Annotated in this window: 21 protein-coding genes and 3 pseudogenes; 12 read left to right on the plus strand and 12 right to left on the minus strand. The window is 68.4% G+C overall.

Features of this window, described 5'->3' with window-relative positions:
- Window positions 1–126 precede the first annotated feature (126 nt).
- A complete protein-coding gene (locus OOK41_RS14220; RefSeq protein ID WP_266265261.1) occupies window positions 127–795 on the minus strand; it encodes a DUF3060 domain-containing protein in 669 nt (222 codons plus the stop codon).
- A gap of 625 nt (window positions 796–1420) precedes the next feature.
- Here OOK41_RS14220 and OOK41_RS14225 point away from each other — a divergent pair.
- Genes OOK41_RS14225 through OOK41_RS14240 form a run of 4 tightly spaced genes read left to right on the plus strand, consistent with a single transcriptional unit; the run spans window position 1421 to window position 5008 of the window.
- Window positions 1421–2368, plus strand: coding sequence for an ABC transporter ATP-binding protein (locus OOK41_RS14225; RefSeq protein ID WP_266265263.1), 948 nt, complete (start codon window positions 1421–1423; stop codon window positions 2366–2368).
- Window positions 2365–3144: a hypothetical protein gene (locus OOK41_RS14230; RefSeq protein ID WP_266265265.1), complete on the plus strand. Its 780-nt coding sequence runs from the start codon at window positions 2365–2367 to the stop codon at window positions 3142–3144. The genes OOK41_RS14225 and OOK41_RS14230 overlap by 4 nt, the downstream gene beginning before the upstream one ends.
- A gap of 47 nt (window positions 3145–3191) precedes the next feature.
- Entirely contained in the window at window positions 3192–4382 is a 1191-nt protein-coding gene (locus OOK41_RS14235) for a sensor histidine kinase (protein ID WP_266265267.1), read from the plus strand.
- Complete coding sequence (locus OOK41_RS14240) at window positions 4379–5008, plus strand: DNA-binding response regulator (RefSeq protein WP_243640290.1); 630 nt, start codon at window positions 4379–4381, stop codon at window positions 5006–5008. The genes OOK41_RS14235 and OOK41_RS14240 overlap by 4 nt, the downstream gene beginning before the upstream one ends.
- A gap of 7 nt (window positions 5009–5015) precedes the next feature.
- On the opposite strand, the gene OOK41_RS14245 is transcribed toward OOK41_RS14240, so the two are convergent.
- The gene (locus tag OOK41_RS14245; RefSeq protein ID WP_117673488.1) at window positions 5016–5282 is read right to left on the minus strand and encodes a hypothetical protein; all 267 of its coding nucleotides are present in this window, start codon (window positions 5280–5282) and stop codon (window positions 5016–5018) included.
- Between the two features lie 102 nt (window positions 5283–5384).
- Between OOK41_RS14245 and OOK41_RS14250 the strand changes: the two genes are divergently transcribed.
- Complete coding sequence (locus tag OOK41_RS14250) at window positions 5385–5561, plus strand: hypothetical protein (RefSeq protein WP_266265272.1); 177 nt, start codon at window positions 5385–5387, stop codon at window positions 5559–5561.
- A gap of 47 nt (window positions 5562–5608) precedes the next feature.
- A pseudogene (locus OOK41_RS32050) lies at window positions 5609–5905 on the plus strand (integrase core domain-containing protein); the annotation flags it as partial.
- A gap of 433 nt (window positions 5906–6338) precedes the next feature.
- Here OOK41_RS32050 and OOK41_RS14255 read toward each other — a convergent pair.
- Genes OOK41_RS14255 through OOK41_RS14265 form a run of 3 tightly spaced genes read right to left on the minus strand, consistent with a single transcriptional unit; the run spans window position 6339 to window position 10059 of the window.
- A complete protein-coding gene (locus OOK41_RS14255; protein WP_323136166.1) occupies window positions 6339–7388 on the minus strand; it encodes a TAXI family TRAP transporter solute-binding subunit in 1050 nt (349 codons plus the stop codon).
- The gene (locus OOK41_RS14260) at window positions 7385–7777 is read right to left on the minus strand and encodes a roadblock/LC7 domain-containing protein (RefSeq protein WP_117673485.1); all 393 of its coding nucleotides are present in this window, start codon (window positions 7775–7777) and stop codon (window positions 7385–7387) included. The genes OOK41_RS14255 and OOK41_RS14260 overlap by 4 nt, the downstream gene beginning before the upstream one ends.
- A complete protein-coding gene (locus tag OOK41_RS14265) occupies window positions 7774–10059 on the minus strand; it encodes a nitrate- and nitrite sensing domain-containing protein (protein WP_266265276.1) in 2286 nt (761 codons plus the stop codon). Before OOK41_RS14265 ends, OOK41_RS14260 begins: the two co-directional genes overlap by 4 nt.
- Before the next feature lie 669 nt (window positions 10060–10728).
- On the opposite strand from OOK41_RS14265, the pseudogene OOK41_RS14270 reads away from it, so the two are divergent.
- Window positions 10729–10993: pseudogene (locus OOK41_RS14270) on the plus strand (IS481 family transposase); the annotation flags it as partial.
- Window positions 10994–11017: 24 nt separating this feature from the next.
- On the opposite strand, the gene OOK41_RS14275 reads toward OOK41_RS14270, so the two are convergent.
- The 6 genes from OOK41_RS14275 to OOK41_RS14295 all read right to left on the minus strand — a co-directional run bounded on the left by OOK41_RS14275 (window position 11018) and on the right by OOK41_RS14295 (window position 13644).
- Window positions 11018–11398, minus strand: coding sequence for a hypothetical protein (locus tag OOK41_RS14275; RefSeq protein WP_266265277.1), 381 nt, complete (start codon window positions 11396–11398; stop codon window positions 11018–11020).
- 369 nt (window positions 11399–11767) lie between these two features.
- Window positions 11768–12067, minus strand: a complete 300-nt coding sequence (locus OOK41_RS14280; RefSeq protein WP_266267827.1) for a T6SS immunity protein Tdi1 domain-containing protein — start codon at window positions 12065–12067, stop codon at window positions 11768–11770.
- Window positions 12067–12267 carry a GAD-like domain-containing protein gene (locus OOK41_RS32055; protein WP_353962203.1) on the minus strand — a complete coding sequence of 67 codons (201 nt, stop codon included), beginning with the start codon at window positions 12265–12267 and terminating at the stop codon, window positions 12067–12069. Before OOK41_RS32055 ends, OOK41_RS14280 begins: the two co-directional genes overlap by 1 nt.
- Window positions 12257–12565 carry a hypothetical protein gene (locus tag OOK41_RS14285; RefSeq protein ID WP_266265280.1) on the minus strand — a complete coding sequence of 103 codons (309 nt, stop codon included), beginning with the start codon at window positions 12563–12565 and terminating at the stop codon, window positions 12257–12259. The genes OOK41_RS32055 and OOK41_RS14285 overlap by 11 nt, the downstream gene beginning before the upstream one ends.
- Window positions 12566–12660: 95 nt before the next feature.
- Window positions 12661–13125, minus strand: coding sequence for a GNAT family N-acetyltransferase (locus OOK41_RS14290; protein ID WP_117673479.1), 465 nt, complete (start codon window positions 13123–13125; stop codon window positions 12661–12663).
- Between the two features lie 9 nt (window positions 13126–13134).
- Complete coding sequence (locus OOK41_RS14295) at window positions 13135–13644, minus strand: benzoate/H(+) symporter BenE family transporter (RefSeq protein ID WP_266265281.1); 510 nt, start codon at window positions 13642–13644, stop codon at window positions 13135–13137.
- Between the two features lie 78 nt (window positions 13645–13722).
- On the opposite strand from OOK41_RS14295, the gene OOK41_RS14300 reads away from it, so the two are divergent.
- The 4 genes and pseudogenes from OOK41_RS14300 (at window position 13723) to OOK41_RS14315 (ending at window position 17174) form a co-directional block, all read left to right on the plus strand.
- Window positions 13723–15105: a PLP-dependent aminotransferase family protein gene (locus OOK41_RS14300; protein ID WP_117673477.1), complete on the plus strand. Its 1383-nt coding sequence runs from the start codon at window positions 13723–13725 to the stop codon at window positions 15103–15105.
- Window positions 15106–15321: 216 nt separating this feature from the next.
- On the plus strand, window positions 15322–16275 hold the full coding sequence (locus OOK41_RS14305) for a hypothetical protein (RefSeq protein ID WP_266265284.1): 954 nt from the start codon (window positions 15322–15324) through the stop codon (window positions 16273–16275).
- Window positions 16276–16448: 173 nt separating this feature from the next.
- Window positions 16449–16592, plus strand: a pseudogene (locus OOK41_RS14310) (transcriptional repressor); the annotation flags it as partial.
- 147 nt (window positions 16593–16739) lie between these two features.
- Window positions 16740–17174, plus strand: a complete 435-nt coding sequence (locus OOK41_RS14315; RefSeq protein ID WP_117673473.1) for a VOC family protein — start codon at window positions 16740–16742, stop codon at window positions 17172–17174.
- A gap of 124 nt (window positions 17175–17298) precedes the next feature.
- Here the strand turns inward: OOK41_RS14315 and OOK41_RS14320 are convergent, their stop codons facing one another.
- On the minus strand, window positions 17299–17775 hold the full coding sequence (locus OOK41_RS14320) for a macro domain-containing protein (protein WP_266265288.1): 477 nt from the start codon (window positions 17773–17775) through the stop codon (window positions 17299–17301).
- Between the two features lie 707 nt (window positions 17776–18482).
- Between OOK41_RS14320 and OOK41_RS14325 the strand changes: the two genes are divergently transcribed.
- Window positions 18483–21920 carry a phosphocholine-specific phospholipase C gene (locus OOK41_RS14325; protein ID WP_266265289.1) on the plus strand — a complete coding sequence of 1146 codons (3438 nt, stop codon included), beginning with the start codon at window positions 18483–18485 and terminating at the stop codon, window positions 21918–21920.
- Window positions 21921–22398: the final 478 nt, after the last annotated feature.

Genomic DNA, 22398 nt, shown 5'->3' on the forward strand with positions numbered 1-22398 from the left:
TGCCAGGTCAGCGCGCCGCACCTCCTCCAGCGGCTTGGGCCAGCGCGAGATCGGGCAGCCGGCGCAGCACCGTACCGAGCACGATGGTGGCCTGCTGGCGGGCCAGGCACTGGCCGCGATAGCACACTATCGGGTGTAGCGGTTTCCGGTACCGGTGTCCGCAGTCGGGGCCTGGGCTCCATCGGACCAGGTGATGGTGTTGTCGTTGCCGTGGACTTCGAGGGCGGTGAGCGCGCCGGAGGCGATGACCGTGGAGCCACTGCCGTTGATAGTGAGCCGGTCGATGCTGTCGGTGTTGACAGTGGCCCTGCTGCCGTCGATGGTCGCCGTCTGCGTGCGCCGGTTCGTGACCTTCGCGTCGTCGGCGGTGACCGTGAGCGTGGCGATCTCATCGACGTTGACGCCCGATCCGCGACCGGTGATGGTGGCGGTGCCCCATTTCTCGCCGAGCAGCATGCTGTCCGTGCCGCGAATGGTTACCGTGGTCGCGGCTGCGATGTTGCCGGAGGCGTTGTTTGCCTCGATGGTCACGGTCCCGCAGTTGCCTTCGATGACGGGCGTAGCGTCGTCGGCCTGGATCGTGATGTTCTCGCCGTCCTCGCAGCGGCCGCCCTGGGAGAGATCGCGCGGACCCGTGCCTGCCTGGGTATCGGTGGCCGATGCCGGCGATGCCGCAGGCGGCGCCATGTCCCCTCCGCTGCCTGCGACGCTTGCACACGCGGTGAGCGCGATCGTCCCGAGGAACAGTGTCCCCGTCACCGCAGCGGTCCTGAGCCGATTCACGAGCGTACGCACTCTCCGTCCCCCATCTGCAGATTCAGGAGTCCACGGCCTCGCGTTGCCTCCAGAGAAGTACCCCGGGCTCCTGACACGCTCGAGCCTATCAACGCCCTTCGAATGCTGTCCTCGGTCGTCCGAGCGCGCGACGAGAAGCTGTGGCGCTGGTTGGTCACGCTCGGCCGCTACACGGCACCGATCTCAGCAAGCCGCCTGACGCCTTCAACGATCTGGGACTCGGCGGCGGCACCGTAAGAGAACCGGATAAACGGTGCGGGCGGTTCGTCGACCAAGAAGTGGCGCCCGTCGCCCGCGAGCACCCCGGCCTGATAGGCCGTCGCGTAGAACTCCCGAGTATCACCGACCCACCGCCCTAACTACGCGGCATTGCGGTTAACGCACCTCCGATCGTGAGCCCTCCACGGAGTCCGTCATCGACTCGGAGGGAATCTCTCGCGGGCTCGGCGGAGGGTCGTGGGCTCTGACGCTAGGCGCCCGTGCTCGTGGCAGGTGTGGCGGCCCATGTCCCGTCTGCTGACAAATGTCACGACGTCGGTGACGAGCGTTACTGGGCGCGGATCGAGGTGTCCGACATCGTGGGGGCATGCCTGATTCAGCTCTCCCCGTCTCTTCCCGTCCCGCCGTGGTCGAGGTCCGGTCTGCGTCCTGCGCTTACGGGGATTTCCTCGCGGTCGACGGCGTGAGCCTGACCGTCCCGCGCGGCGGGATTCACGCATTGCTCGGCACGAACGGGGCCGGCAAGACGACCCTGTTGGAGACGATCCAGGGGTTCCGGCGACCGGAGTCCGGCGAGATCCGTGTGTTCGGGGCCGATCCGTGGCGGCGGCGCAGTGATGTTGCGGGGCGGACGGGGACGATGCTCCAGGAGTCCGGGCTGGTGGACGAGATGACCGTCTCCGATCAGCTCTCACTCTGGAAAGGGGTGAGCGTTCGCGAGGACCAGGTCGAGCGGGTGCTCGACCTCGTAGGCCTCGCGCACCGGCGGAAGGTACCGGTCGCAGTGCTCTCAGGCGGCGAGCGGCGCCGCCTCGATTTCGCGATGGCGTTGTGGGGCGACCCCGAGCTGGTGGTGCTGGACGAGCCGACGACCGGCTTGGACCCGCAATCGCGGCGCACGATGTGGTCAATCATCCGCGACCTGAACGATCGCGGCACAACCGTGCTGCTCACCACCCACTACCTCGATGAGGCGCAGAACCTCGCCGACTCGGTGACGATCCTCGACCGTGGCCGGACCGCCGTCGAAGGTTCAATGTCGGAAGTACTGGCGGCGATCCCGGCCCGTATCACGTTCGACACCCCTGCCACGTCGATGGCGTTGTCTGAGCTCTGGGGGCTCGTCGCCGGCGAGGTCGCGCAGACCCCGATCGGCGCTTCCACGCACGACTCCGAGCGTCATGGCTGGTCGATCACGATCCACACCCCTGAGTTGCAGGACGACGTGGCTGCGGTCATTGACTGGGCCCGCGCGAACGACTTGCGGCTGGGCCAGTTCCGCTGCGCCCCGGCCTCGCTCGAAGAGGTCTTCTTCGAGATGCCCTCGCTCATCACCGGAAAGGCGGAACGATGACCGCTGCCACATCCCACCCTGTTACGACGCACCGGAAGGCACCGGGCCGGCTCGTGCGCGCGCTGATGGCAGCCGAGCTGCGGGTGTTCCTCCGCCAGCCGGTGATGCTCGCGCTGACTCTCCTGCTCCCGGCGGGTCTCCTCGCGATCACCGCGATCGCCGAGACCTCCGACAATCCCAGCGTGTGGGCGCAGATCGCCGGCCGAAACATGATCGCGACCCAGTGCATCACGGTCTACTTCGTCTCGCTGAATACCCTCACCGCGAGGCGGCACACTCTCGCGTTGAAGCGGCTGCGGACGACCGCGCTGCCTGGCTTCGGGATCGTCGCGGGCCTTCTCACGCCGCCGCTCGTTGTTGGTGCGTTCCAGGTGGTCGTCGTGCTCGCCGGCCTCGTGCTGCTCGGCTCCCCGCCACCGCAGAGCCCGTTCCTTGTCGCGGTCTCGGCGCTGTTGGGCATACTGATCGCAGTTCTCGCGGGGATGGTGACGAGCGCGTTCACCGCGACGCCGGAGAAGGCGCAGTGGACGATGCTGCCGCTGTTCGTTGCCACTATGGGCGCCGTCGCCGTGCTCCCATCGGTGGGCGATGGTCTCGGGAGCGCCGGGCTTCGCCTGGTGCCGCTGGTGTCGAACGCACACCTGACGACGGCAGGATGGTGGGCGCAGTCCTCAGACCTCGCGGCCGTATTTTTGGATCTTGCGATCATGACCGTTTGGATCGCTGTGCTGAGCATCATCGCGTGGCGCACGTTCCGCTGGGAACGCCGAAACTGACCCGATACTCGAGAACACCACAGGGAGAGCCGCGCGAAGGAGGAGCGATGAAGGCCTACGGTCGCGACCGATTTCGTGCGATCTCCGTGTACGTGCACTCCACGCACGCGATCCTCGCGCTCGCCTCGGTCGTCGCACCGGTCGTCGCCCTCACCCTCACGCCCAGCCCGCTCGGGGTCACCGTCGCGACGGTGGTGTTGAGCGCCGTCGTCGCGGCCCTCGGCTCGCTGCTGGTGGCCGTTGATCTCGCGCTGTCGCACCGATTGGTTCGGGCCGTGGCGGGCAGGTCGCGCCGTGTCTCGCTGGGCGTGTTGGTGCTGGCCGCCGCGCTCGCGGTGGTGATCCTGCTGCCGGACACGGGTAGCGCCGTGTCGATTGCGGCGATTCCACTCGCGTGGGCGTTGCGAGCGATCGCCGGCGGCTCGTTCTGGTCCGGCATCGCCCGGCTTTTCGGCGCAACCGCGTTCTGCGCGATCATCACCGCAGCACTCGCCACCGGAACCGGCGCCGAATGGAACCGGCTCACCCTGGGCGTCGCCGCGCTGCTCGCGCTCGGGGTACTCGGGCAGGACTCGATCTACACGCTCGCGATCGAGCTCGACGACCTGCGCGGTCTCGAAGCCGAACGGGCCGTCGCGACCGAGCGTAAGCGGTTCGCCGGCGACCTCCACGACATCCAGGGCCAGCACCTCGGCCTCATCACCGTCGAAGCGGAACTGGTCACCCGGCTCATCGCAACCGAACGATACGGCGCGGCCGCCCAGCACGCCCAGCGCGTACAGACCATCGCCGCCGACGCGCTAGACGAACTGCACCGGGTCGTGCACGCCTACCGCGAGGTCACCCTGACCGAGGAGATCGCCAACGCCGCCCGCGTCCTCGAAGCCGCCAGCATCACCGTCACCCGGACGGTGAAACACATCGGGCAGCTTACCGGCGAGCAGGACCGCCTGCTCGGCCTCACCGTCCGCGAGGCCATCACGAACATCCTGAAACACACCCGCGCCGCCTCCTGCATCATCGACGTCACGGCCAGCACCCGGGGCGGACGGGACGGGGTACAGCTCGTCGTCTCGGACTCCGGCCCCGCCGCCCTGCACATCGTCCGCTCACCAGGCACCGGCCTTGCGACGCTTCGTGAACGCTACCGCGCGGCCGGCGGCGAATTCTCCTTCGTCGCTACGAACGGCGCAACGCTCACGGCCTGGCTCCCCGTCGAGGAAGGAATCCTCCCATGAATCCGACCCCGCCCATGACGCCGATCCGCATCGTCCTCGCCGACGACGAACTCCTGCTCCGGGAAGCGATCATGACGCTCCTCGCCCTGGAACCCGACATCGACATCGTCGGCACGGCCGACAACGGCGCCGAAGCCGTGGACCTCGTACGGCGTGCCCGCCCCGATGTCGCCGTGCTCGACCTGGAGATGCCCGAAAAGGACGGCGTCGAAGCAGCGGCAGCGATCCGTGCCGTGGTTCCCGACACGCGCGTGATCCTCCTCACCCGCCACGCCCGCCCGGCCGTGCTCCGCCGAGCGCTCGACTCCGGAGTGTCCGCGTTCGTTACCAAGGCGACCTCCGTGAAAGAGCTTCCCAGCATCCTCCGGCAGGTTGCGCAGGGCGGTCGGTACGTGGACGGAGCGGTCGCGACGGCGGCTCTCTCCGAGAGCAACTGCCCGCTCACCGACCGCGAGCTCGACGTGCTCCGCGAATCCCTCGACGGTGCGACGATCCGCGTCATCGCCGAACGCACCCACCTCGCACCCGGCACCGTCCGCAATTACATCTCCACGGCCATGACCAAACTCGGCGCGGACACCCGCGTGCAGGCCGCGCGGATCGCGTGGAACGAGGGCTGGGTGTAACCAGGGCCTACCGGCGGCAACGCCACTTCGGCAGCCCCGCCGCCACCCGGATCACGAAGTACATCGCCGTCGCGGCCAGCAGGCCCCACCGCTGAAGCTCCGGCAGGCGGTCGGGGAAGATCACGAACACCAACAGCGCGACCGCACCTATCTGCAAGATCGCGGCCAAGAACTCCCGACCCGGCGTCGATGCCGGGCCGAGGCTCATCAGATCGGCCGCGAGACTCCGCTGACGGGGCTTGGGCTGCTGCGGTTCATCGGTCCACGTATTCATACTTCAACGCTCGCGCACCTGTGCAGCAGTCAGTAGAAACAAGCGTCACCGGCGAGATGACAAACGTCACGAGTCATTGTGGCTCTCCGAAGTTAAGTGGGGTTGAGGTATCCGCGGGACCGGCCGGTCAACATCGTCGACGAATACACCCGCGAAGCCCTGGCCACCCGAGCGGCCCACTCGTTCACCGCCGACGCCGCGATCGCCGTCCTCGACGAGGTGAGCGCGCGGCGGGTCGGCGACCGGAGCACATCCGGATGGACAACGGCCCCGACCTGACCGCCCACGCCCTGACCGACTGATGCCGGCACAGCGGCGTCGACCCGGCCTACATCGACCCCGCATCACCATGGCAGAACGGGATCCGTGAATCGTTCAACGGCCGCTTCCGTGACGAGTTCCTCACCTGCGAGCAGTTCGTCCCTGCCAGGTTTCAGCGTCGGGTTGAACCCGCCCCGGATCTTGTAGATGCTTCCCTGCTTGGGAAGGATCGAGAGATGGCAGGAACGAAGCCGTATCCGCAGGAGTTGCGGGAGCGGGCGGTGCGGATGGTCGCGGAGGTACGGCCGAACTACGAGTCCCGTCTACGTGGTGGTCGGGATCAGCCTCGACGGAGAACGTAAGGTGATGAGCGGTTCGGTGATCCGTTAGCTGCTACGTCCGCTCCGCAGCCGATCCGGTTCGCGCACCAGCAGGCCGGCGTCTTCCAGCACGGTCAGTTAGAAATGTAGTCCTACAGTTTGTGCACGGTGTGTGACCCGGGGGATTGGATGTCGCAGGGGCTGGGAGCGCCTCGGATTAGCGCCTCAAGCCTGTCCTGCTGGAGACCATCGCACCAGCATGGAGCACGGGGGATCCGCAGACTGCGGCGGACTGCTTACCAAGGACGCCGTGTACGTCGAGCCGTCCGACCGGCAGCGGTACGTCGGCCGGGCCGATTCATCGATTACAACCGATTCGAGTGACGCTGTCGTGCCAGCGCGGCCTTGTCTCGGATCGTCAAGCACCGCGGCTGGACAAGCGTGGGCTCATCGAGCGAACTGAGCAGGTATAACATCATTCGCCTCGATAGAACTGGGACGCCCCGGGGTGTAGTGGCACTGGGTCGGTGTTGGCCGCGCTGCTCCGGTTGAAGTTGCGCCCCTCCGGGTGCACTGCCCCCAGTTCTGCCTGGTGCGCGAAGAGCAGCGCTGTCAGGTCGTACGCCAGTTCGTCGGGCATGTCCGCACCGACCAGGATCAGGTTCGCCACGGTCACCGTCGGCACGGCCGTCGGCGTGCCGTACGCCTCCTTCGGCAGGTCGGCGGCGGTGTAGACCGGCCCGTACGCAGCGGTCAGTGGCTTGATCAGGTCGGCGATCGGCAGGAACCGGAACCTGCCGGGCGCGGCGGTGAGCAGGTCGGTGATGCCCGGCGTGGGCAGCCCGCCGGCGAAGAACATCGCGTCCAGGGTGCCGGCCCGCATCCTGGACGCCGTGTCCGGCAATGAGAGCCTCGCCCGCCGGATGCCCCTCTCCGGCTCCAGGCCCGCGGCGGCGAGCAGTCGGCCGGCGATGACGTCGGTGCCCGACCGCGGGGAGCCGGTGGAGACCCGCATGCCCTGTAGGTCGGACAGGGTGGCGACTTCAGCGTCGGCGCGCACGAGTACGTGCATGTAGTCGCTGTACACCCGGGCGAGGGCGCGTACCTGCTGCGGGCGGCCCTGGAACGCGCCGCGTCCGGCGTTGGCGTCCGCCGCCGTGTCCAGCTGGCTGAAACCGATCTCCATGTCGCCGCCGGTGATCCGGGTGATGTTCTCGCCCGAGGCACCGGTCGGTTCGGCGCGCGCCTCGTAGCCGGGGAGGTTCCGGCTGATCAGGTCGGCGTACCCGCCGCCGAACTGGTAGTAGACGCCGGTGGTGTTGCCGGTGGCGAGGAAGATCCGCCCCTCGTGCCACGGCTCCGGCTCCGGTCCGGGGTCCCGGCCGCAGCCGGCGGTCAGCAGCGCTGTCACTAGGGCGAGTGCGACCGCCGCCCGGCTGGCACGTCGGAGCCCGGACTGTGGGCGGGCCAGGGCGATCCATGCCATGCCGGGGCGCCGCGTGGCCGGCTGCGGGCGGCGGGTCATGACCGGGGTGCCGGTTCGAGGGACTCGGCCACCCGTTGCACTAGTGTGGCCGTCTCGTAGCCGACTTGGCCGAGGTCGCAGCCGGGCGCGGCCAGTACGCCGATCAGCGCCCGGTCGCCGACCGCCATGACCAGCAGCACCCCGCCGTCCATGTCGACGATCTGCTGGCGTACCCGGCCGGAGTTCATGAAGCGTGCGGCGCCAACGGTCAGGCTGGCCAGGCCACTGATCACAGCGGCCAGGTGGTCCGCCTGGTCGAGGGTCAAGCCCGGGGACGCGGCCAGCTTGAGGCCATCGCCGGAGACCGCGAGGGCGTGGGCGACGTCGGGCACCTGGGTGGCGAAGCTGGCCAACAGCCAGTCGAGGCCGGCGCCGGTCTGCGGAATCATGGGTTTCTCCTGGAGTGGTCGTTCTGCGGGGCCCGGCGCGTCGCGCTCGCGACGCCCGCAGCCAGTGCGGAGAGCCGGGCCCGGACCAGTTCCGGGTCCAGCAGGTCGGTCGGCGTCCGGCGGGCCTTCTGCCCGGCGAGCGGCGGGGGATCCGACGGGCCGCCGTGGGCACGGCGAGGCAGCGGTGAGACCCCGGTCGGCGGGTCGGCGTCCGGCGCGGGCGGCACCGTGGGGGTACGGCCGGGAGAAAACCAGTCGGCCGGCGCGGCCGAAGTCCCGGTGTGCCGGACGGGCGAGGCCGGGCCGGCCAGGGAGGCCGCCTTCTCGACTAGGGTGAGGGCACTCTCGGGCACCTCGACGGTGGCCGTAGTGCCCGGGCCGACGCTGTGTAGCGAGACCCGGATGTCGTGCCGGGCGGCCAGGTGGGCGACCACGTGCAGGCCCATGCTCCCGGCAGCAGCGCTGGACAGCGGGCCCGGGTTGCGCAGCCGCCCGTTGATCTCGGCGAGCCGGCTGTCGCCGATCCCGATGCCTCGGTCGTGGACCCGCAGCAGCAGGCCGTCGACGGTGCGGCGTCCGTCGACCCGCACCAGCGCGTGCGGCGGCGAGTACGCGGTCGCGTTCTCCAGTAGCTCCGCCAGTAGGTGGACCAGGTTGCCGACGACGGAGGCGTCGACGGCCACCGCAGGCAGATCCGCCTCGACCCGGGTGTACTCCTCGATCTCGCCGGCCGCCGCCGTCACCACCTCGGTGATCAGATGCGCGCGGAGTTTTCCCCGGCCCGGCTCGCCGCCGGCCAGCACCAGCAGGTTCTCGCCGTTACGCCGCAACCGGGCTGCCAGGTGGTCCAGGGCGAAAAGCCGGTCCAGCACATCCGGGTCGGTCTCGTCCTGCTCGAACTCGTCGAGGAGGCGCAACTGCCGGGTGATCAGGGTGCGGATGCGTCGGGCCAACGTCTCCGCCATCCGGGTTACATCGATCCGCAGCTCCGCCTGCTGCCCGGCCAGCCGCAACGCGGACCGGTTGACGGTGTCGAACGCGTCCGCTACCTGGGCGATCTCGTCGCGTCCGCGGGCGATGCCGGCGGTCACGTCGAGCGCCGACGGAGCCTCGACATCGCCGTCGGGCCCGGCGTGCCGTTTCTCGGCCGCCGCGCCAGTGGCGATCGCGGAAATCCGGTCCGGCAGCTCCCGGTTGGCCATGGTCAACGCCGCGACCCGCAGCCGGCGCAGCCGACGACTGGTGTGCACCGCGAGCAGAACCGCGGCACCAAAAGAGAGCAGTGCCACGGCCAGGGTCACTCCGGCGCTGAGCACGGCCTCCCGCCGCGCGTCGCCGGCCAACTCGCCCGCCCGCCGGTCCAACTGCATCGACAGATTCCGGCTGACGAGGTTGTACCGGCGAATCACCCCGCTCTGCGCCACGTACCAGGCGTCCGCGTCGGCCTTCCATGCGGCCGGCGTCGCGTCGGCCGCCAGGACGTCGTCGTGAATCCGGCGGGCCGTGGCGACGTCCTGGCCGTCCAGCAGCCGCCGGTACGTGGCCGACGAGGCCGGGCTGGCGATCCGGGAGAACTCGGCCTGCCGCTGTTCCTTCGCCCCGCGTAGCCACGCGGCGCGGGCCAGCTCGCCCGGCTCCAGCGCGTCCCGGCTGAAGATGGCCCGCAGCAGGTCCCGCTCCAGGGCGGCGAAGTGCTCCTGAGCAGCCACCGCTGCCACCTCGCGGGCCGCGTTGGCCAGACCGGCGTCGCGCAGCTGCGCGGGAAGCGCGTCGGCGACTCCGAGCAGCGTCTCGACGAGGCCCGCGTACTGGTGGTCGGCGGGTCGATCGCCGAGCGCCACCTCCCGGGCGCCGTCGAGCTGCGCCAGCTGCCCGTCTGCTCCGTCCAGCACGCCGTCCAGCGCGGGGGCGGCCCGCCGGGCGTTGTCCCGGGCGGCCCGGTACCGGTCGGCCGCCGCGTCGACCCGCTGGCGCTGCGCATCAACCAGGCGCCGGCCGGCGCTGCCGCCGCGCCGGCGCAGGGCGACGGTCTCGGCTAGTTCCCGCTCGACCTCGTGCACCAGCCGCACGGTCGCGGTGGCCGTGCCGGCAAGCACCCGCGCCCGCTCTGCGTCGGCGGTGGCGGCCAGCGCGGTCCGGGTGTGGAGCGTACCGAGGACGACCAGGCCGACCGTGGCAACGAGGATCGGCGCGATCAGTTGCATACGCACCGACCACAGCCGGTTGGTCCGGTTGGTGGGCAGGCTGTGCCGGCGTACGTCGGGGCTGCCTGGCTGGGGCACGCGGGCCTCCGGGACATGGATGGAGGTGGGCCGGGCAGGGCCCGGCGCGGTTGCCGGGTCCGGCCGGTGGGGGTCAGCGGGAGTCGAGGTCGGTCAGCGCCTTGGTAGCACCCCGATGCAGCGACACGGGGCCGATGCGGCGGGCAGTAACGATGACATGAAGCGGCACGATACGCGGTCTTCGCGGCGAGAGGAACATTGTCGGTCGCGTTTACGCAGCTGTGATCTAGATGGGTATTCCGAGACCGTTTGTGCAACGTCTGTCGAATGGCAGGAAAGAACGCGATAGCTAATTGGTGGAATGGATGCACTGGCCGTCGCCGGGTGTCGTGGCTGGCCTTCGGCGGGCCGGGTAGGGCAACCATATGCTCCTCATCGGACACCGCACGGTCCGGAGAGGATGGAGCGTAGCGCACCAGTATTGGGCCCGTATGCACCCTTGGGAGGGGCTCCGGCGGCCCGATCGGACAAATCATCAGGCCCGATCGTCCAGAAGGAGGAGCACGATTCACTGGTGACGTCGGCACGGCGGCGTCACTGCGAGCCGACGCGCACCGCGTCGCCGGCCGGGTCGACCAGATCCAGCGCGCTGAGCAGCCCGGCGCGAGGCACAACGGTCAAGGCCACCGAGGGTGCACCCTGCGCGCCGGGACAGGAGTGACCGCTGCGGCGTTCCTCGCCCGAGCCAGAGCCTGGTTCGCCGCCCACGGCATCACCCATATCCACCGCGTCGTCACCGACAACGGTGCCGTGCTACCGATCAGGAGACTTCGCTCGCATCGTCGGCATCCAAACAGGACATCAGAAGACCAAGCCATACACCCCGCGGCACAACGGCACGGCGGAGCGCTACCAGCGGATCCTGGCCGAAGAACTGCTCTATGCTCGCGAGTTCACAAGCGAAGACGCCCGCTCAGCTGCGATCGTAGTCTGGAACATCCACTTAAGACGGCACCATCTAACCGGCAATTGTCCAGATCACCAGTGCCGGCAGGGTTAGTAGGTAGGCGATGCCGCAGAACCGGAACGCTCTGTCCGTGGCGCGACCGGACAGTCCACGACTGCCGGTGAGCGCCTGCAGCGGACTTGCGGATGTGTTGTCGCCGCCGTCTTCGAAAGTCAACGCACACACCAGGAGCAGGACGTCGGCCGCGATGAGCAGGGGCCATGCAGACTGTGGCGCGGAGAATCCGGCGTAGATCAGCGGCCCCAGCACAATCGCGGGCACGATGCCGAGCGATATGGCGCTCATGATGATCGCGATGATGGCGAACCAGCCGAAAGCTGTCAGTCGCAGAAGTACAGCCAGTCCGACGACCGTGATCTGAATCAGTCCCATTGACGCCGCAGTCACCCTTCTGTGAACGCATCGCGTACAGCGAGCTGGTCAAACCTAACCCGCACATTCTTCGGTGCGGCGTCCCCGCTGGTCTGCACTTTCAGAGTGGCTGTCGGGCTGGGAGTGTCCTCGACGATGACCACTTCCGTCGTACCGGCCGGCAGATCGGCCGGCCATCCCGCATCGTCGGTCGGGTCACTGGTAAGTAGGCGCGCGGCACGTCCATTCAGGCCCGTGTCGGTGGCCCGCACTGGCCGCCACACCGTCAACGCTGGCCTTGTTGGCTGTTCGGCGGGCGCACGCCGGTGAGCCGCGGCCGTGCTCGGTGGTGCTCAGTTGCCGTCCGGTCGTCGGCAGCGCCTGGGCCGGTCACTGACCGATCCACATGTGCAGGAGGTCTTCTTTGTCCACGATGCGACGCTCGGAGAGCTCGGCGAGCAGCTCCAGACGGACGGGTCCGTCGAAGATCCCTGCCCGGTCGGGACGCAGCGCCCCGCCGAGACCCAAGGCCGGGACAAAGCCATAGATGGTGTCGGGGCCTACCGGGCCACGCAGTGCGAGTATCCGATCGAACAACGGCTTTGCATCGGCACGGTCAAGGTCAACATTGCGGCGGTCCCGGCACATCAACAGCGCGTAGAGCCGGTCATTGCGGCCATCGTCTGACATCACGGGGCCCAACCGATCCGTAGGGACCACCCACCCGTACTGCGCAGTGATCGCCAACCGCGAACCCGTCTGCTGCCCCACACCTGCAAATCGCCGGACGCACCGCGGCTCACCGCAATCCATCGTTCTTCTCTCGGTAGGACAAGGCCGTTCGTCCATGCGTCGACCGCCGGCTGCCACACCTCGGAATTATACAACACGGTCGGGGATCAGGTGGAGGTGCTGCCGGAACAGATGCTCAATGAGGTAGTCCGGAACGACGTACAAGGTAGTCAAAAGAGCTACGCCTTCAGGAATGAGCCCGAGTTCGATACCGACCGCAATTCGATACCGGCCGCAACGAGAACCACATCGCTTGCTCTGGGCGAATAGCGGTTTGTTGCGGCCGGTATCGAGAATCAGTGTTCCGCCACGGACGAATACGAATCTGACGCAGCCATAAGCAGCCCCAGGCGCAGGCTTGCGTGCGTCGGTCGTACTCGCCATGGTCACGGTCATCACCGCACCTTTCGCTCAACAGCAGTACTGTTTGGCGGCTCGGAGTCGTCGCGCTCTGACTCGGAGGTGCGTCAGTGTGGAACACATCGTTTCGTCTATCGCTCAGTTGGCTCGGCTTCGTAGGTGACCCAGCTGGTGCGCTTGGCGAGAGTGTTGTAGAGCGCCTGAGCCTGCAGGTTGTCCTCTGCGGTGACCCATTGCACGACACCACGGCCCTCGGCATGGGCCATGTCTGTGAGGCGTCCGATCAGCCCGCGGCCGACGCCCTTGCCGCGAGCCGCAGGCGTGGTGAAGAGGTCATCGAGGAAGATGCCGGTAGTGCCGGTGTATGGGGACGAAAAACGGCGGTGGTGGGCGAAACCGAGGATTTCGCCGTCGACCTCTGCGATGAGTGCCTTGCACTCGTGGCGCGGGTCCATGAACCATCCCCACGCACGGGAGACGACTTCTTCGGACTCGGGCAGCTTGTAGAACTCGCGGTACGCGCGGAAGAGTTCGCGCCAGCGGTTCTCGTCAGCCGGGGCGAGCGGTCGGATTGTCGGACTTGTTTTCGTTGCCATAAATTGCTCCTATCTGAGGTTGAAAGTTGGTGACTGAATGAGTGCTGAGGCAGATGCCTCATCTTCGCTACTTGGCCTTGCAATCTCCGTTCGTTCCGAGACCGGATCGGTCTGGCTCTGTCGAGGCTTCAGCACGGGGCCGGGCACCCTGGCCAGCAGCCACCCAAACCAGCCGGTGTAGCCGACGACCGCCGCCGCAACTGAGGCGACAAGGAATGCGCCGACCGCTTCAGCGAAGGAGAAGCCCCCAAGCGACGCAATCAGTAGTGCCGCACCGGGCGTCGACCAGGCGACGATCACGGGTATGTGGGTGAAGAGGCTCAGCGCGATGCTGCATACGCCGTTACCGATCGACAGCGCCCATACCCACGAGGCGGTCTGCGCTTCATTGAGACCCGCGGCTCGTGTTGCTTCGAGGACGATCAGGAACGGGCCCGCGAAGTTGATGAGAGCCGACAGAAACCCTGCCACCACTGCTGAAGCCGAGACATCCCGCAGCACGGAAGTGCCCCGGCTCATCGCCGCACCGCCAAATCGACCCGAGACTTGGAAGGTAACGGCCTTGCAAAAATCTGAGTAACGTTATCTACTAGCTTCATGTCCAATGGTAACAGAGCATCCGAGATCGCAGCACGCCTGCGGGAGCGGATCGAGACTTCAAGTGCCGGAGCAAAGCTGCCTGGGGTGCGGGAGCTCTCTAAAGAGTTCCAGGCAAGCGCGGCCACGGTCTCCGCCGCTCTCTCGGAGCTCACCGCGTTAGGGCTGGTGCGTGCCGAGCCCGGACGCGGTACGTTCGTGGCAAACAGGGGCCAACTGTCCGAACCGGACTACTCATGGCAATCGCAGGCGCTCGACCGGGCCAGAGTCGACGCCAACCGCGCCTCCCGGCTCGGCGGCTACGGCACCCCCGATCACATCCCACTCTCTTGGGGATACCTCGCCCCTGAACTTGTGCCGAGCGAAGAACTGCACCGGATCGGCTCGCGCGCCGCGAAGAGCAGCCGCGCATGGATGATGACGCCCCCAGCAGGATCACCGGAACTGCGCCGCATCCTTGCCGCTGAATACCGAGCCGACCCGAACGATGTACTCGTTGTTTCCGGTGGTCAGCAAGGGCTCGTCTTCGCAATGCGCACCCTTGCCGAACCAGGTGCGACAGTCATCACGGAGAGCCCGAGCTACCCCGGTGCGATCCTTGCAGCGCAAAGCGCCGGGCTGGAACTTGCCTCAGTACCAGCAGACGCAAACGGGATCATGGTTGACCGCCTCGCAGATGAACTCGAACGCACCAAAGCCCGCGTGATCTATATCCAACCCAGCTACGCGAACCCGACCGGCGCGGTGCTGAGTGCCGAACGCCGGACGCAGGTGATCGAACTTGCCACACGATACGGGGCGTTCATCATCGAAGACGACTGGGCAAGACACCTCGGCTTCGAGGGGCAGACCCCCGCGCCGCTATTTACTGAAGACCCCCACGGGCACGTCGTATCGATCTTCACCCTGTCAAAACCGGCCTCGCCAGGCCTCCGCCTTGGCGCGGTCATCGCCCGAGGCCCTGCTGGAGAACGCCTGCGCGCCTCCCGTACGGCTGACGATCTGTGCGTTGCGCCGATCGTGCAGGAGATCGCGCATGGTCTTCTGACCTCTAACGTCTGGCCCCGCCACCTGAAGCGCCTGCGCGCAGAGCTCACCACGAGGCGCGACGCACTTGTGTCCATGATTCAGTCGGCAATGCCGAGCATCCGCATTCCGAGCGTTCCGCAAGGTGGCATCCACCTCTGGGTCAGGCTGCCTCAGGGAACTAGTACCCAAGAACTATCGGCCACCGCGTATCAGGCCGGAGTGCTCATTGGTGATGGGCGACACTTCTTCGTAGACGAACCACCCGCACCATTCCTGCGCTTCTCCTACGGTGCCGCCACCGAAGCTCAGATGGCCGAAGGCATTAGACGCCTATCCGAGGCTGCCACAGATTGAGGCGGTCGGAGGGGATGGCGATCCAGGCCATCGCACGGCGGTCGAGGAGGTCCGGGAGACCATCCAGCAGACCTGCACGAACTCCTGGAACGTCGGCCCGACCCGTTCGGCCCTGACCCGGCGTGGCTTCCCTGGGCGTCCCGCGCCGCGGGGCCATCCGGTCGGTATCGATCAGGTACGTTATGTCGGCCGGTCGGTCAGATAAGGGAGTGACGTATGGGTCGTCGACGGAGGATCACCTGGCGGTATCTCGCCGCCGCGCTGCTGGCGCTGACCATGGGAGCGGTCGTCCTGCCGGCGCCCGCGCAGGCGGTGGACTACCCCGGCGGACGGCGCATCTACAGCGTCGCGCTCGGGGCCATGCCCGCCGCCGGCGCGCCCGCCACCGGTGCGGTCTGGGTCCGGCTGGCGACCTACTACTTCTTCGGCGACGGCACGGTGACCGAGAGCTTCTGGTACTGGAACCGGGCCACCGTCGTCGGGGCCGCCGGCACGGGCGTCCGGACGACCGGCTGCACCGGCCACGACTGCGAGGTGCGGACGGCCACCGGGTTCCAGCCCGGTGGCGTCGTGAAGTCCCTGAGCGGCACGTACACCAACTCCGGTGACAGCATCACCATCAGCTGGAGCGGGGGCGTCCAGGAAACCTGGGCGGTCAGCCAGCCCGCCAGCGACCTGGCCCGGCTCGACTTCGTTAGCTCCAACTACGGGGTCACCGTCGGCTGGGGCTTCGGCAGTTCCGCCTCGAACGACGCGTACACGCCGGTCAGCAACATCCCGCTGGCCCAGTACACCGGCCGGTACGCCGGCTACAGCGGAAGCACCGGTGCCGCCGGCCCCAGCGGGATGGACTTCCGGTCGTTTGCCCGATGCAACGGGAACTGCCTGAGCTGGCTCAGCCCCCCGACCGCCACCTGTTCGTCCTGCCCGAACGGCGCGACCTCCGCCCCGATCCGCTACTACCTCGCGGGAGCGGGCCGGCGGAACTTCTACGAGCACTGGTGCACCTGCCTGACGTCGAGCACCTGCTACACCGGTGGTTCGCACCGCAAGCCGCAGCTCCAGGTGATCGGCGACACGGGGACGTTCCACGGGTGGGTCGGCGTGGAGGCGTCCAACTCCACGGCGAACACCGGCTACTTCGCGGTGCACTTCCACGTGAACGTCTGACCGGCCGGGGGCACCGCCCGGCTCAGGTCAGGGTGCGCAGGTCCAGGGTCCGCCAGGCGGTCACCGTACGCCCGCCGGCGGACCACCGGAGCACGTCGCCCCGGCAGAACACCAGCCCAGCCCCAGCGGTGTGATAGTGACGTCGGAGGCGGCCGACGGGCGGCGGCCGACAGGTCTGCCGCGACTGCGGACGAACGGTGGAGGTCGCCGGCCCCGCCGTGGAGCGGTGGGCCGACCAGTTGGTCGCTCAGCACGGCTTCACCGACGTCGGCCACACATTGGAGATCTTCGGTACCTGCGCGAAGTGTGCCCGCTGACGGTTTCGCCAATCGCGCCAGGGCAGCCCGGCGGCCCAGGTACGACTCGTCGGCGACGCTCATCTCAAGCGTTGGCCACATGCGCCACAGCCCAGCCAGCGGCGAACCCGGGGAGACGACGAAGGACCCCGCCGCTATGGTGGACCGATGGCGTCGGTCAAGCAGATCCAAGTCACCTTCGACTGCGCAGAACCTGAGCGCGTCGCTCGTTTCTGGTGCGAGGTGTTGGGGTACGTCGTACCGCCGCCACCGGAGGGGTTTGCTACCTGGGACGATTTCGATCGCGCGCTGCCGCCTGAGCGACAGGGTTCGGCGTTCGCATGCATTGATCCCTCAGGTGTAGGCCCGCGACTGTACTTCCAGCGCGTTCCCGAAGGCAAGGTCGTCAAGAATCGGCTGCATCTTGACGTGCGGGTCGGTACCGGGCTCGTGGGTGAAGAGCGCCTGGCCGTACTTGAGGCCGAATGCGCACGACTGGTCGCGCTCGGCGCGGTACGCGTGCGACTACTGCGTGCCGATGGCGAAAACGAGTCGTGCATCGTGATGCAGGACATCGAGGGCAACGAGTTCTGTCTCGACTGAGTGGAGGCGAGTGTGGTGCCTTCGCGAGTCGCCTGGTGCGGTTCGCCATCAGCCGGCGTCGCGGATGGTCGACCGCGGTCCGGATCTCCGCCGTCAGCGTGTTACCCGGCGTTGTGTCGATCGATCAATCGTGGTCGTAGACGGTGGTAGCGATGTCGCTGTCACACAAGGTCGCGATGACGAGCGGTTCGATGCGCTCCCACCGGCCACCAGCCAGGCCGCAACCGATGCGGGGCATGTGGACAGTAGCGGACAGCCGCGCGGCGTGCGCGGCGACGGTGGTCAGGCAGCGCTCGACGGCGTCGTATCGGATCGGCGGCCCACCGCTGCCGGTGCGGATGCCGCGCTGGGCGACCATGTTGGCCACCCAGGTGTCGGGCCGGACCTGAATCAACTGGGTAGCGCCAAGGCCGAAGTCATTGCCGGAGCGTTCACGGTGCCACCGCCGATAGGCAGGTTCGGGTTCCGGCCACCGACGGGAGACCGCCAGAACGAAGCCCTTGCCCCACCCGCCGAGGTCGTTGCAAATGTGGGCGATGATCTTTGGTCCACTGGCCTGAGGACTGGTTGCATCACCTCTGATGATCCGCAGTGGTATCACGCACCGATGCTCCCATCAGCGCGATCTGCCGTCGAGCCCGTTTCGGTTCACCGTGCCGCCACCGAGCGGAATCATGCTGTCACGGGCACCAGGCCCCTGCCGCCGGGCGCGTTGGCCTCCTTCCACACGCACCCCTCGGCATGGCGTCGTGCCAGGAGATCACGGTGGGTCGCACACGCGGGATCGCGGGCGACGCAGTCTCGGCCTGTGCCAGGGACACCTGGCGAAGGCTGAACCGAAACGGCTGCGCGGGATGCTCCGGCCGCCGCGAAGTCCCGCCGCGTCTTCTGGACCTGCGCCTACACCCCGTTCCACCTCGTCTCCGTCACCGGCGACACGCCAACCGGCCACGGCCAGGCCCCCTACCGCGGCGCGCAGGCCCTGTTGACCGACGGCACCATCGGCGCGTTCATCCGGGGTTACGGACCCGACTACGACCTGGTGACCCCGGTTCAGATCGACGCCGCCACGGTGACACCCGCCGGTGAGCCGACCCGGCTCGTCCTGCCTGACGGCATGGAGGTACGCGAGGCTCATACCTTCTGCCGAGGCCCGGAACCTCACGTCATACGCCTTCGTCCCGAAGGACGGGTGCGACGGAGAACGTGGCTGCACGACGGAACGGTTCGATGTTGATGATGAACAGTCAACGAAGATTCGTTCCTCAGGGTTATGTTGTGCTACTGGAGCGACCTACTCTCCGCTCCATGTCTGATATCTCCCGCCGCAGGATTCTCGGCGCCATCGCTGGTGGCACCGCACTCTCTTTGCTGCCCCCGTCACTGCTGAAGGCGATGGCCGCGCCGCTGCCCTCCGGTGGTATGGATGCGATTGAACACGTCATCATCCTGATGCAGGAGAACCGTTCCTTCGACAACTACTACGGCACCCTCAGGGGCGTGCGCGGCTTCGGCGACCGTGTGCCGCTGCGACTGCCCACCGGGGCCACCGCCTTCGAGCAGCCGTTGTCCGGCGGTGGCGAGGTCCTGCCGTTCTCGGCCCGGCAGGCGGCGGTCGACGCCGGCCGCCCCGAGAGCGACATCCAGTACCTCGGCTCGCTTCCGCACGGCTTCTCCGACGCCAACCGGGCCCGGGCGAACGGCTGGTGGAACGACTGGGCCACGGCCAAGGGCCAGAGCACCATGGCCTTCTACGACCGGCGCGACATTCCCCTCCAGTACGAGCTGGCCGACCGTTTCACCATCTGCGACGCCTATTTCTGCTCGGTCTACGGCTCGACCAACCCCAACCGCAACTACCTGTGGACCGGCACGACCGGCTACGAGCCGGACGGCGTCAACCGGGCTGTCACCAACGCCGCGTACTCCTACACCCACGCGGGCTACGACTGGACGACATACCCCGAACGCCTGGAGGCCGCCGGCGTCTCCTGGCAGATCTACCAGGAGTGGGACAACTTTACCGACAACGCGGTGGAGTACTTCCGGCCCTGGAAGGAGATCGGCCGGAAGATTCTGTCCAAGGTCAGCGGCCGGTACTCCACCACCGAGCAGTTCTACGACGGCCTGTGGGGCAAGACCGCGGACCAGCGGAAGGCCGCGCTGGCCCAGTTCCAGCAGGGCGTCGACTCGCTGACCGAGGCGGAACGCCAGCTGTTCATGCGGGGTGCCTACCGCTCCGAGCCGGACACCCTCGTCCAGCGGATCAGGTCCGACATCAAGAACGGCACTCTGCCGAAGGTGAGTTGGCTGGTTCCGACGGCGGCGCTCTCCGAGCACCCCAGCTCCTCCACCCCGGTCGGCAGCGCCAACCTCATCTACGACATCCTCGACGCCATCGCGAGCGACCCGAAGACCTGGTCGAAGACGGCTTTGTTCATCAACTTCGACGAGAACGACGGCTACTTCGACCACGTGCCCGCCCCGGTCGCGCCCCGACCGGACTCCGGCAACAGCGACGACTGGTTCAACGGCCTCCCGGTCGGCCCCGGCCCGCGGGTGCCGATGACGGTCGTCTCGCCGTGGACGGTCGGCGGTTTCGTCTGCTCGGAGGCGTTCGACCACACCTCGGTCATCCGATTCCTGGAGAAGTGGATGGGTGTCCAGGAGCCCAACATCAGCGCCTGGCGCCGCAGCGTGTTCGGCGACCTGACCTCCGCCTTCGACTTCAACCGCAGATACGCGCAGCCCAAGGTGGAACAGCCCGGCCGGGTGCCGTCGGCGGTCGGCCGCTGGAACCCGGTACCGCCGAAGAACCAGTCGCTCCCGGAGCAGGAGGCCGGCACCCGCCCGACGCGCCCCTCTCCGTACCGGCTGTCCCTGCGGGCCGACGTCACCGGCTCCGGCGTCCGCCTCCGGCTCGACAACACGGGCACCACCGCCGCAACGTTCACCGCCTACCCCGGTGACGGCACCGCCCCGCGCGCCTGGACGGTCTCCGCAGGCGGGACCGCCGACAACACGGTCGGGTACGGCGCCGACGGCTACGACCTGCAGGTCAGTGGCCCTGGCTGGTCCGTCTGGGAGCTGCGCGGTACCGGTGTGGGTGCCGAGGCGTACCTGGTCGAGCAGGCTGTCCCCGGCCAGGTGAAGGTCCGGTGCGTCAACCCCTCCGCAGCCACCCGCACGCTCCTCGTCGGCGAGTCGGTCTACCCGCGTAACCCCGGTGACCATGTCCAGACCGTCACCCTCGCGCCCGGCGAGACCCAAACAGTGCCGATCCGCCTCCCCGACCACGGCTGGTACGACGTCGTGGTCGTCGACCAGGGGGACCCGGCGTTCCTGCGCCGGATGACCAGCCGCCTGGCCGACGGCAGGCCCGGCGTCACCGACCCGGCGACCGGTACCGCCCCGGCGCTGGCCACGACGATCACCCTGCCGGAGCCGCTGCCCTCCCTGGACACGCCGTTCGTGCAGGGCAACCCGGCCGATGTTGTCGTCACCGTGCGGAACCAGGCCGACGCAAAGCTCGACCGGCTCTCGGTCGCCCTGCTCGCCCCCTCCGGCTGGACGGTCGAGCGAACCGCCGCGGTGCCGCCGGTGGTCGCCGCCGGGGACTCCGCCAATGTGCGCTTCACCGTCACGCCCGCCCCGAACGCCACCGCGGGCAGCCTGGTGGTCGCCGCCCACGGCGACAGCAACGGCCTGCTGAGGCTCGCCGACGCACGTGTCCGCTCCCGGGTCGCCCCTGCGATGAGCGTCTCGCTGACCGGTCCAGCGAGCTCGCCCGGCACCGACGGCACCGTGCTCTCGCCAGGCAGGCCGGTCACCGTGACCGCCACCGTCACCAACGCCGGCGGCACCCCGCTCACCGGCCTGGCCGCCACGCTGGCCCTCCCGACCGGCTGGACCGCCACCCCCAGGGGCGACGCGCCGGCGGCCGTTCCGGCCTGCTCCTCCGCCCGCATGGAGTGGGACGTCGTCGCACCCGCCTCGGCCGCACGCACCTCCGGCAGCCTCAAGGCGACCGTCACGGCGAATCTGAGCGGCAGCGTCCAGCAGGCGACCACGTCCCTGTCCGCCAGGACCGGGCCCGTCATGACCGGCTACCTGCTCGCGGAGGACTTCGAGTCCGTCGTCCCCGCGCTCGCCCCGGCGGCCGACCTCAGCCGGCCCGGCCTGCTCGGCTGGACCCGGACCACCCCCGAGGGCTGGACGGTCACCAACGCGCCGGCCATGCCGCAGGGCACCCGGGAGCTGCAGGGCTGGACCTTCCTGTCCAAGCAGTTCTGGTTCCCCGGCGGGCAGAACCGCCCCAACTTCAGCCGGTCCCTCGGCGTCGTCGCGGTCGCCGACCCCGACGACTGGGACGACACCGGCAGCCCGTCCGGCCGGGGCCGGTTCGACTCGACCCTGACCACCCCGGCGCTGGCCATCCCGTCGGGCACCTCCACCCTCCACCTGGGCTTCGACTCCCACTACCGGCAGGAGAGCCCGCAGGAGGCCGAGGTCACCGTCCAGTTCGACTCCGGCGACAAGGTCCAACTGCTGCACTACAGCAGCGCCACCTCCGGGAACACGAACTACGGCCAGGACCAGGAGAACCGGCTCGTCCGGCTCTCCTGCCCCGTCCCGGCCGGGGCCACGTCAGCGAAGGTCAACTTCCGGATCTTCAATGCGGGCAACAACTGGTACTGGGCGATCGACAACGTCCGCCTGGGCACCAGCCCGATCGTAGACGCCTGACCGGCCGGCGGCCTGACCGGTTCCGCGCGGGGACGCATGATCATCCCCGCGCGGAGCCGCGGTGATGCGCCAGGAGGCGGGCCCGCCGTGCCGGCCGGCCCGCCTCCTGGCGTGAGCGCCGCTGCCTACCTCAGGTCGGGCGGCTGCCGCAGCGGGGCGGCCTCCTTCGGGCCCTGCCAGCCGCCGTGCGGCCCGAACGCGGGGATTGCGAGACCTGTCAGTGACAGAAGACCACCCCGCCGCGATCGCTGCCAAGTGCACCGCCTCCACCGCTTCGCGGTCATCGCGGATCTCGGGCCAGTTGACCACGCGCCCCACGCATGATTCGGTGAGCACCGATCAGGTGCCAGCGCGACAGTCAAACCTGTTCGAGCGCTGAACGAACATGGCCCCCGGTCATCGCCTGGGCCAAGTCCTTCCAGACAGCGATCCGAACGGGGGCAAGCGGACGCGTTCTGGGCAGCGTGTGAGATCGACG

The organism is Micromonospora sp. NBC_01655 (assembly GCF_026339755.1).
Taxonomy (GTDB): domain Bacteria; phylum Actinomycetota; class Actinomycetes; order Mycobacteriales; family Micromonosporaceae; genus Micromonospora.

What these genes read in the sequence shown, in the direction of transcription:
- OOK41_RS14230 (WP_266265265.1), top strand. Translation starts at nt 2,365, where the DNA reads ATGACCGCTGCCACATCCCACCCTGTTACGACGCACCGGAAGGCACCG.
- OOK41_RS14235 (WP_266265267.1), top strand. Translation starts at nt 3,192, where the DNA reads ATGAAGGCCTACGGTCGCGACCGATTTCGTGCGATCTCCGTGTACGTG.
- OOK41_RS14240 (WP_243640290.1), top strand. Translation starts at nt 4,379, where the DNA reads ATGAATCCGACCCCGCCCATGACGCCGATCCGCATCGTCCTCGCCGAC.
- OOK41_RS14245 (WP_117673488.1), bottom strand. Translation starts at nt 5,282, where the DNA reads ATGAATACGTGGACCGATGAACCGCAGCAGCCCAAGCCCCGTCAGCGG.
- OOK41_RS14255 (WP_323136166.1), bottom strand. Translation starts at nt 7,388, where the DNA reads ATGACCCGCCGCCCGCAGCCGGCCACGCGGCGCCCCGGCATGGCATGG.
- OOK41_RS14260 (WP_117673485.1), bottom strand. Translation starts at nt 7,777, where the DNA reads ATGATTCCGCAGACCGGCGCCGGCCTCGACTGGCTGTTGGCCAGCTTC.
- OOK41_RS14275 (WP_266265277.1), bottom strand. Translation starts at nt 11,398, where the DNA reads ATGGGACTGATTCAGATCACGGTCGTCGGACTGGCTGTACTTCTGCGA.
- OOK41_RS14280 (WP_266267827.1), bottom strand. Translation starts at nt 12,067, where the DNA reads ATGTCAGACGATGGCCGCAATGACCGGCTCTACGCGCTGTTGATGTGC.
- OOK41_RS14285 (WP_266265280.1), bottom strand. Translation starts at nt 12,565, where the DNA reads ATGACCGTGACCATGGCGAGTACGACCGACGCACGCAAGCCTGCGCCT.
- OOK41_RS14290 (WP_117673479.1), bottom strand. Translation starts at nt 13,125, where the DNA reads ATGGCAACGAAAACAAGTCCGACAATCCGACCGCTCGCCCCGGCTGAC.
- OOK41_RS14295 (WP_266265281.1), bottom strand. Translation starts at nt 13,644, where the DNA reads ATGAGCCGGGGCACTTCCGTGCTGCGGGATGTCTCGGCTTCAGCAGTG.
- OOK41_RS14300 (WP_117673477.1), top strand. Translation starts at nt 13,723, where the DNA reads ATGTCCAATGGTAACAGAGCATCCGAGATCGCAGCACGCCTGCGGGAG.
- OOK41_RS14305 (WP_266265284.1), top strand. Translation starts at nt 15,322, where the DNA reads ATGGGTCGTCGACGGAGGATCACCTGGCGGTATCTCGCCGCCGCGCTG.
- OOK41_RS14315 (WP_117673473.1), top strand. Translation starts at nt 16,740, where the DNA reads ATGGCGTCGGTCAAGCAGATCCAAGTCACCTTCGACTGCGCAGAACCT.
- OOK41_RS14325 (WP_266265289.1), top strand. Translation starts at nt 18,483, where the DNA reads ATGTCTGATATCTCCCGCCGCAGGATTCTCGGCGCCATCGCTGGTGGC.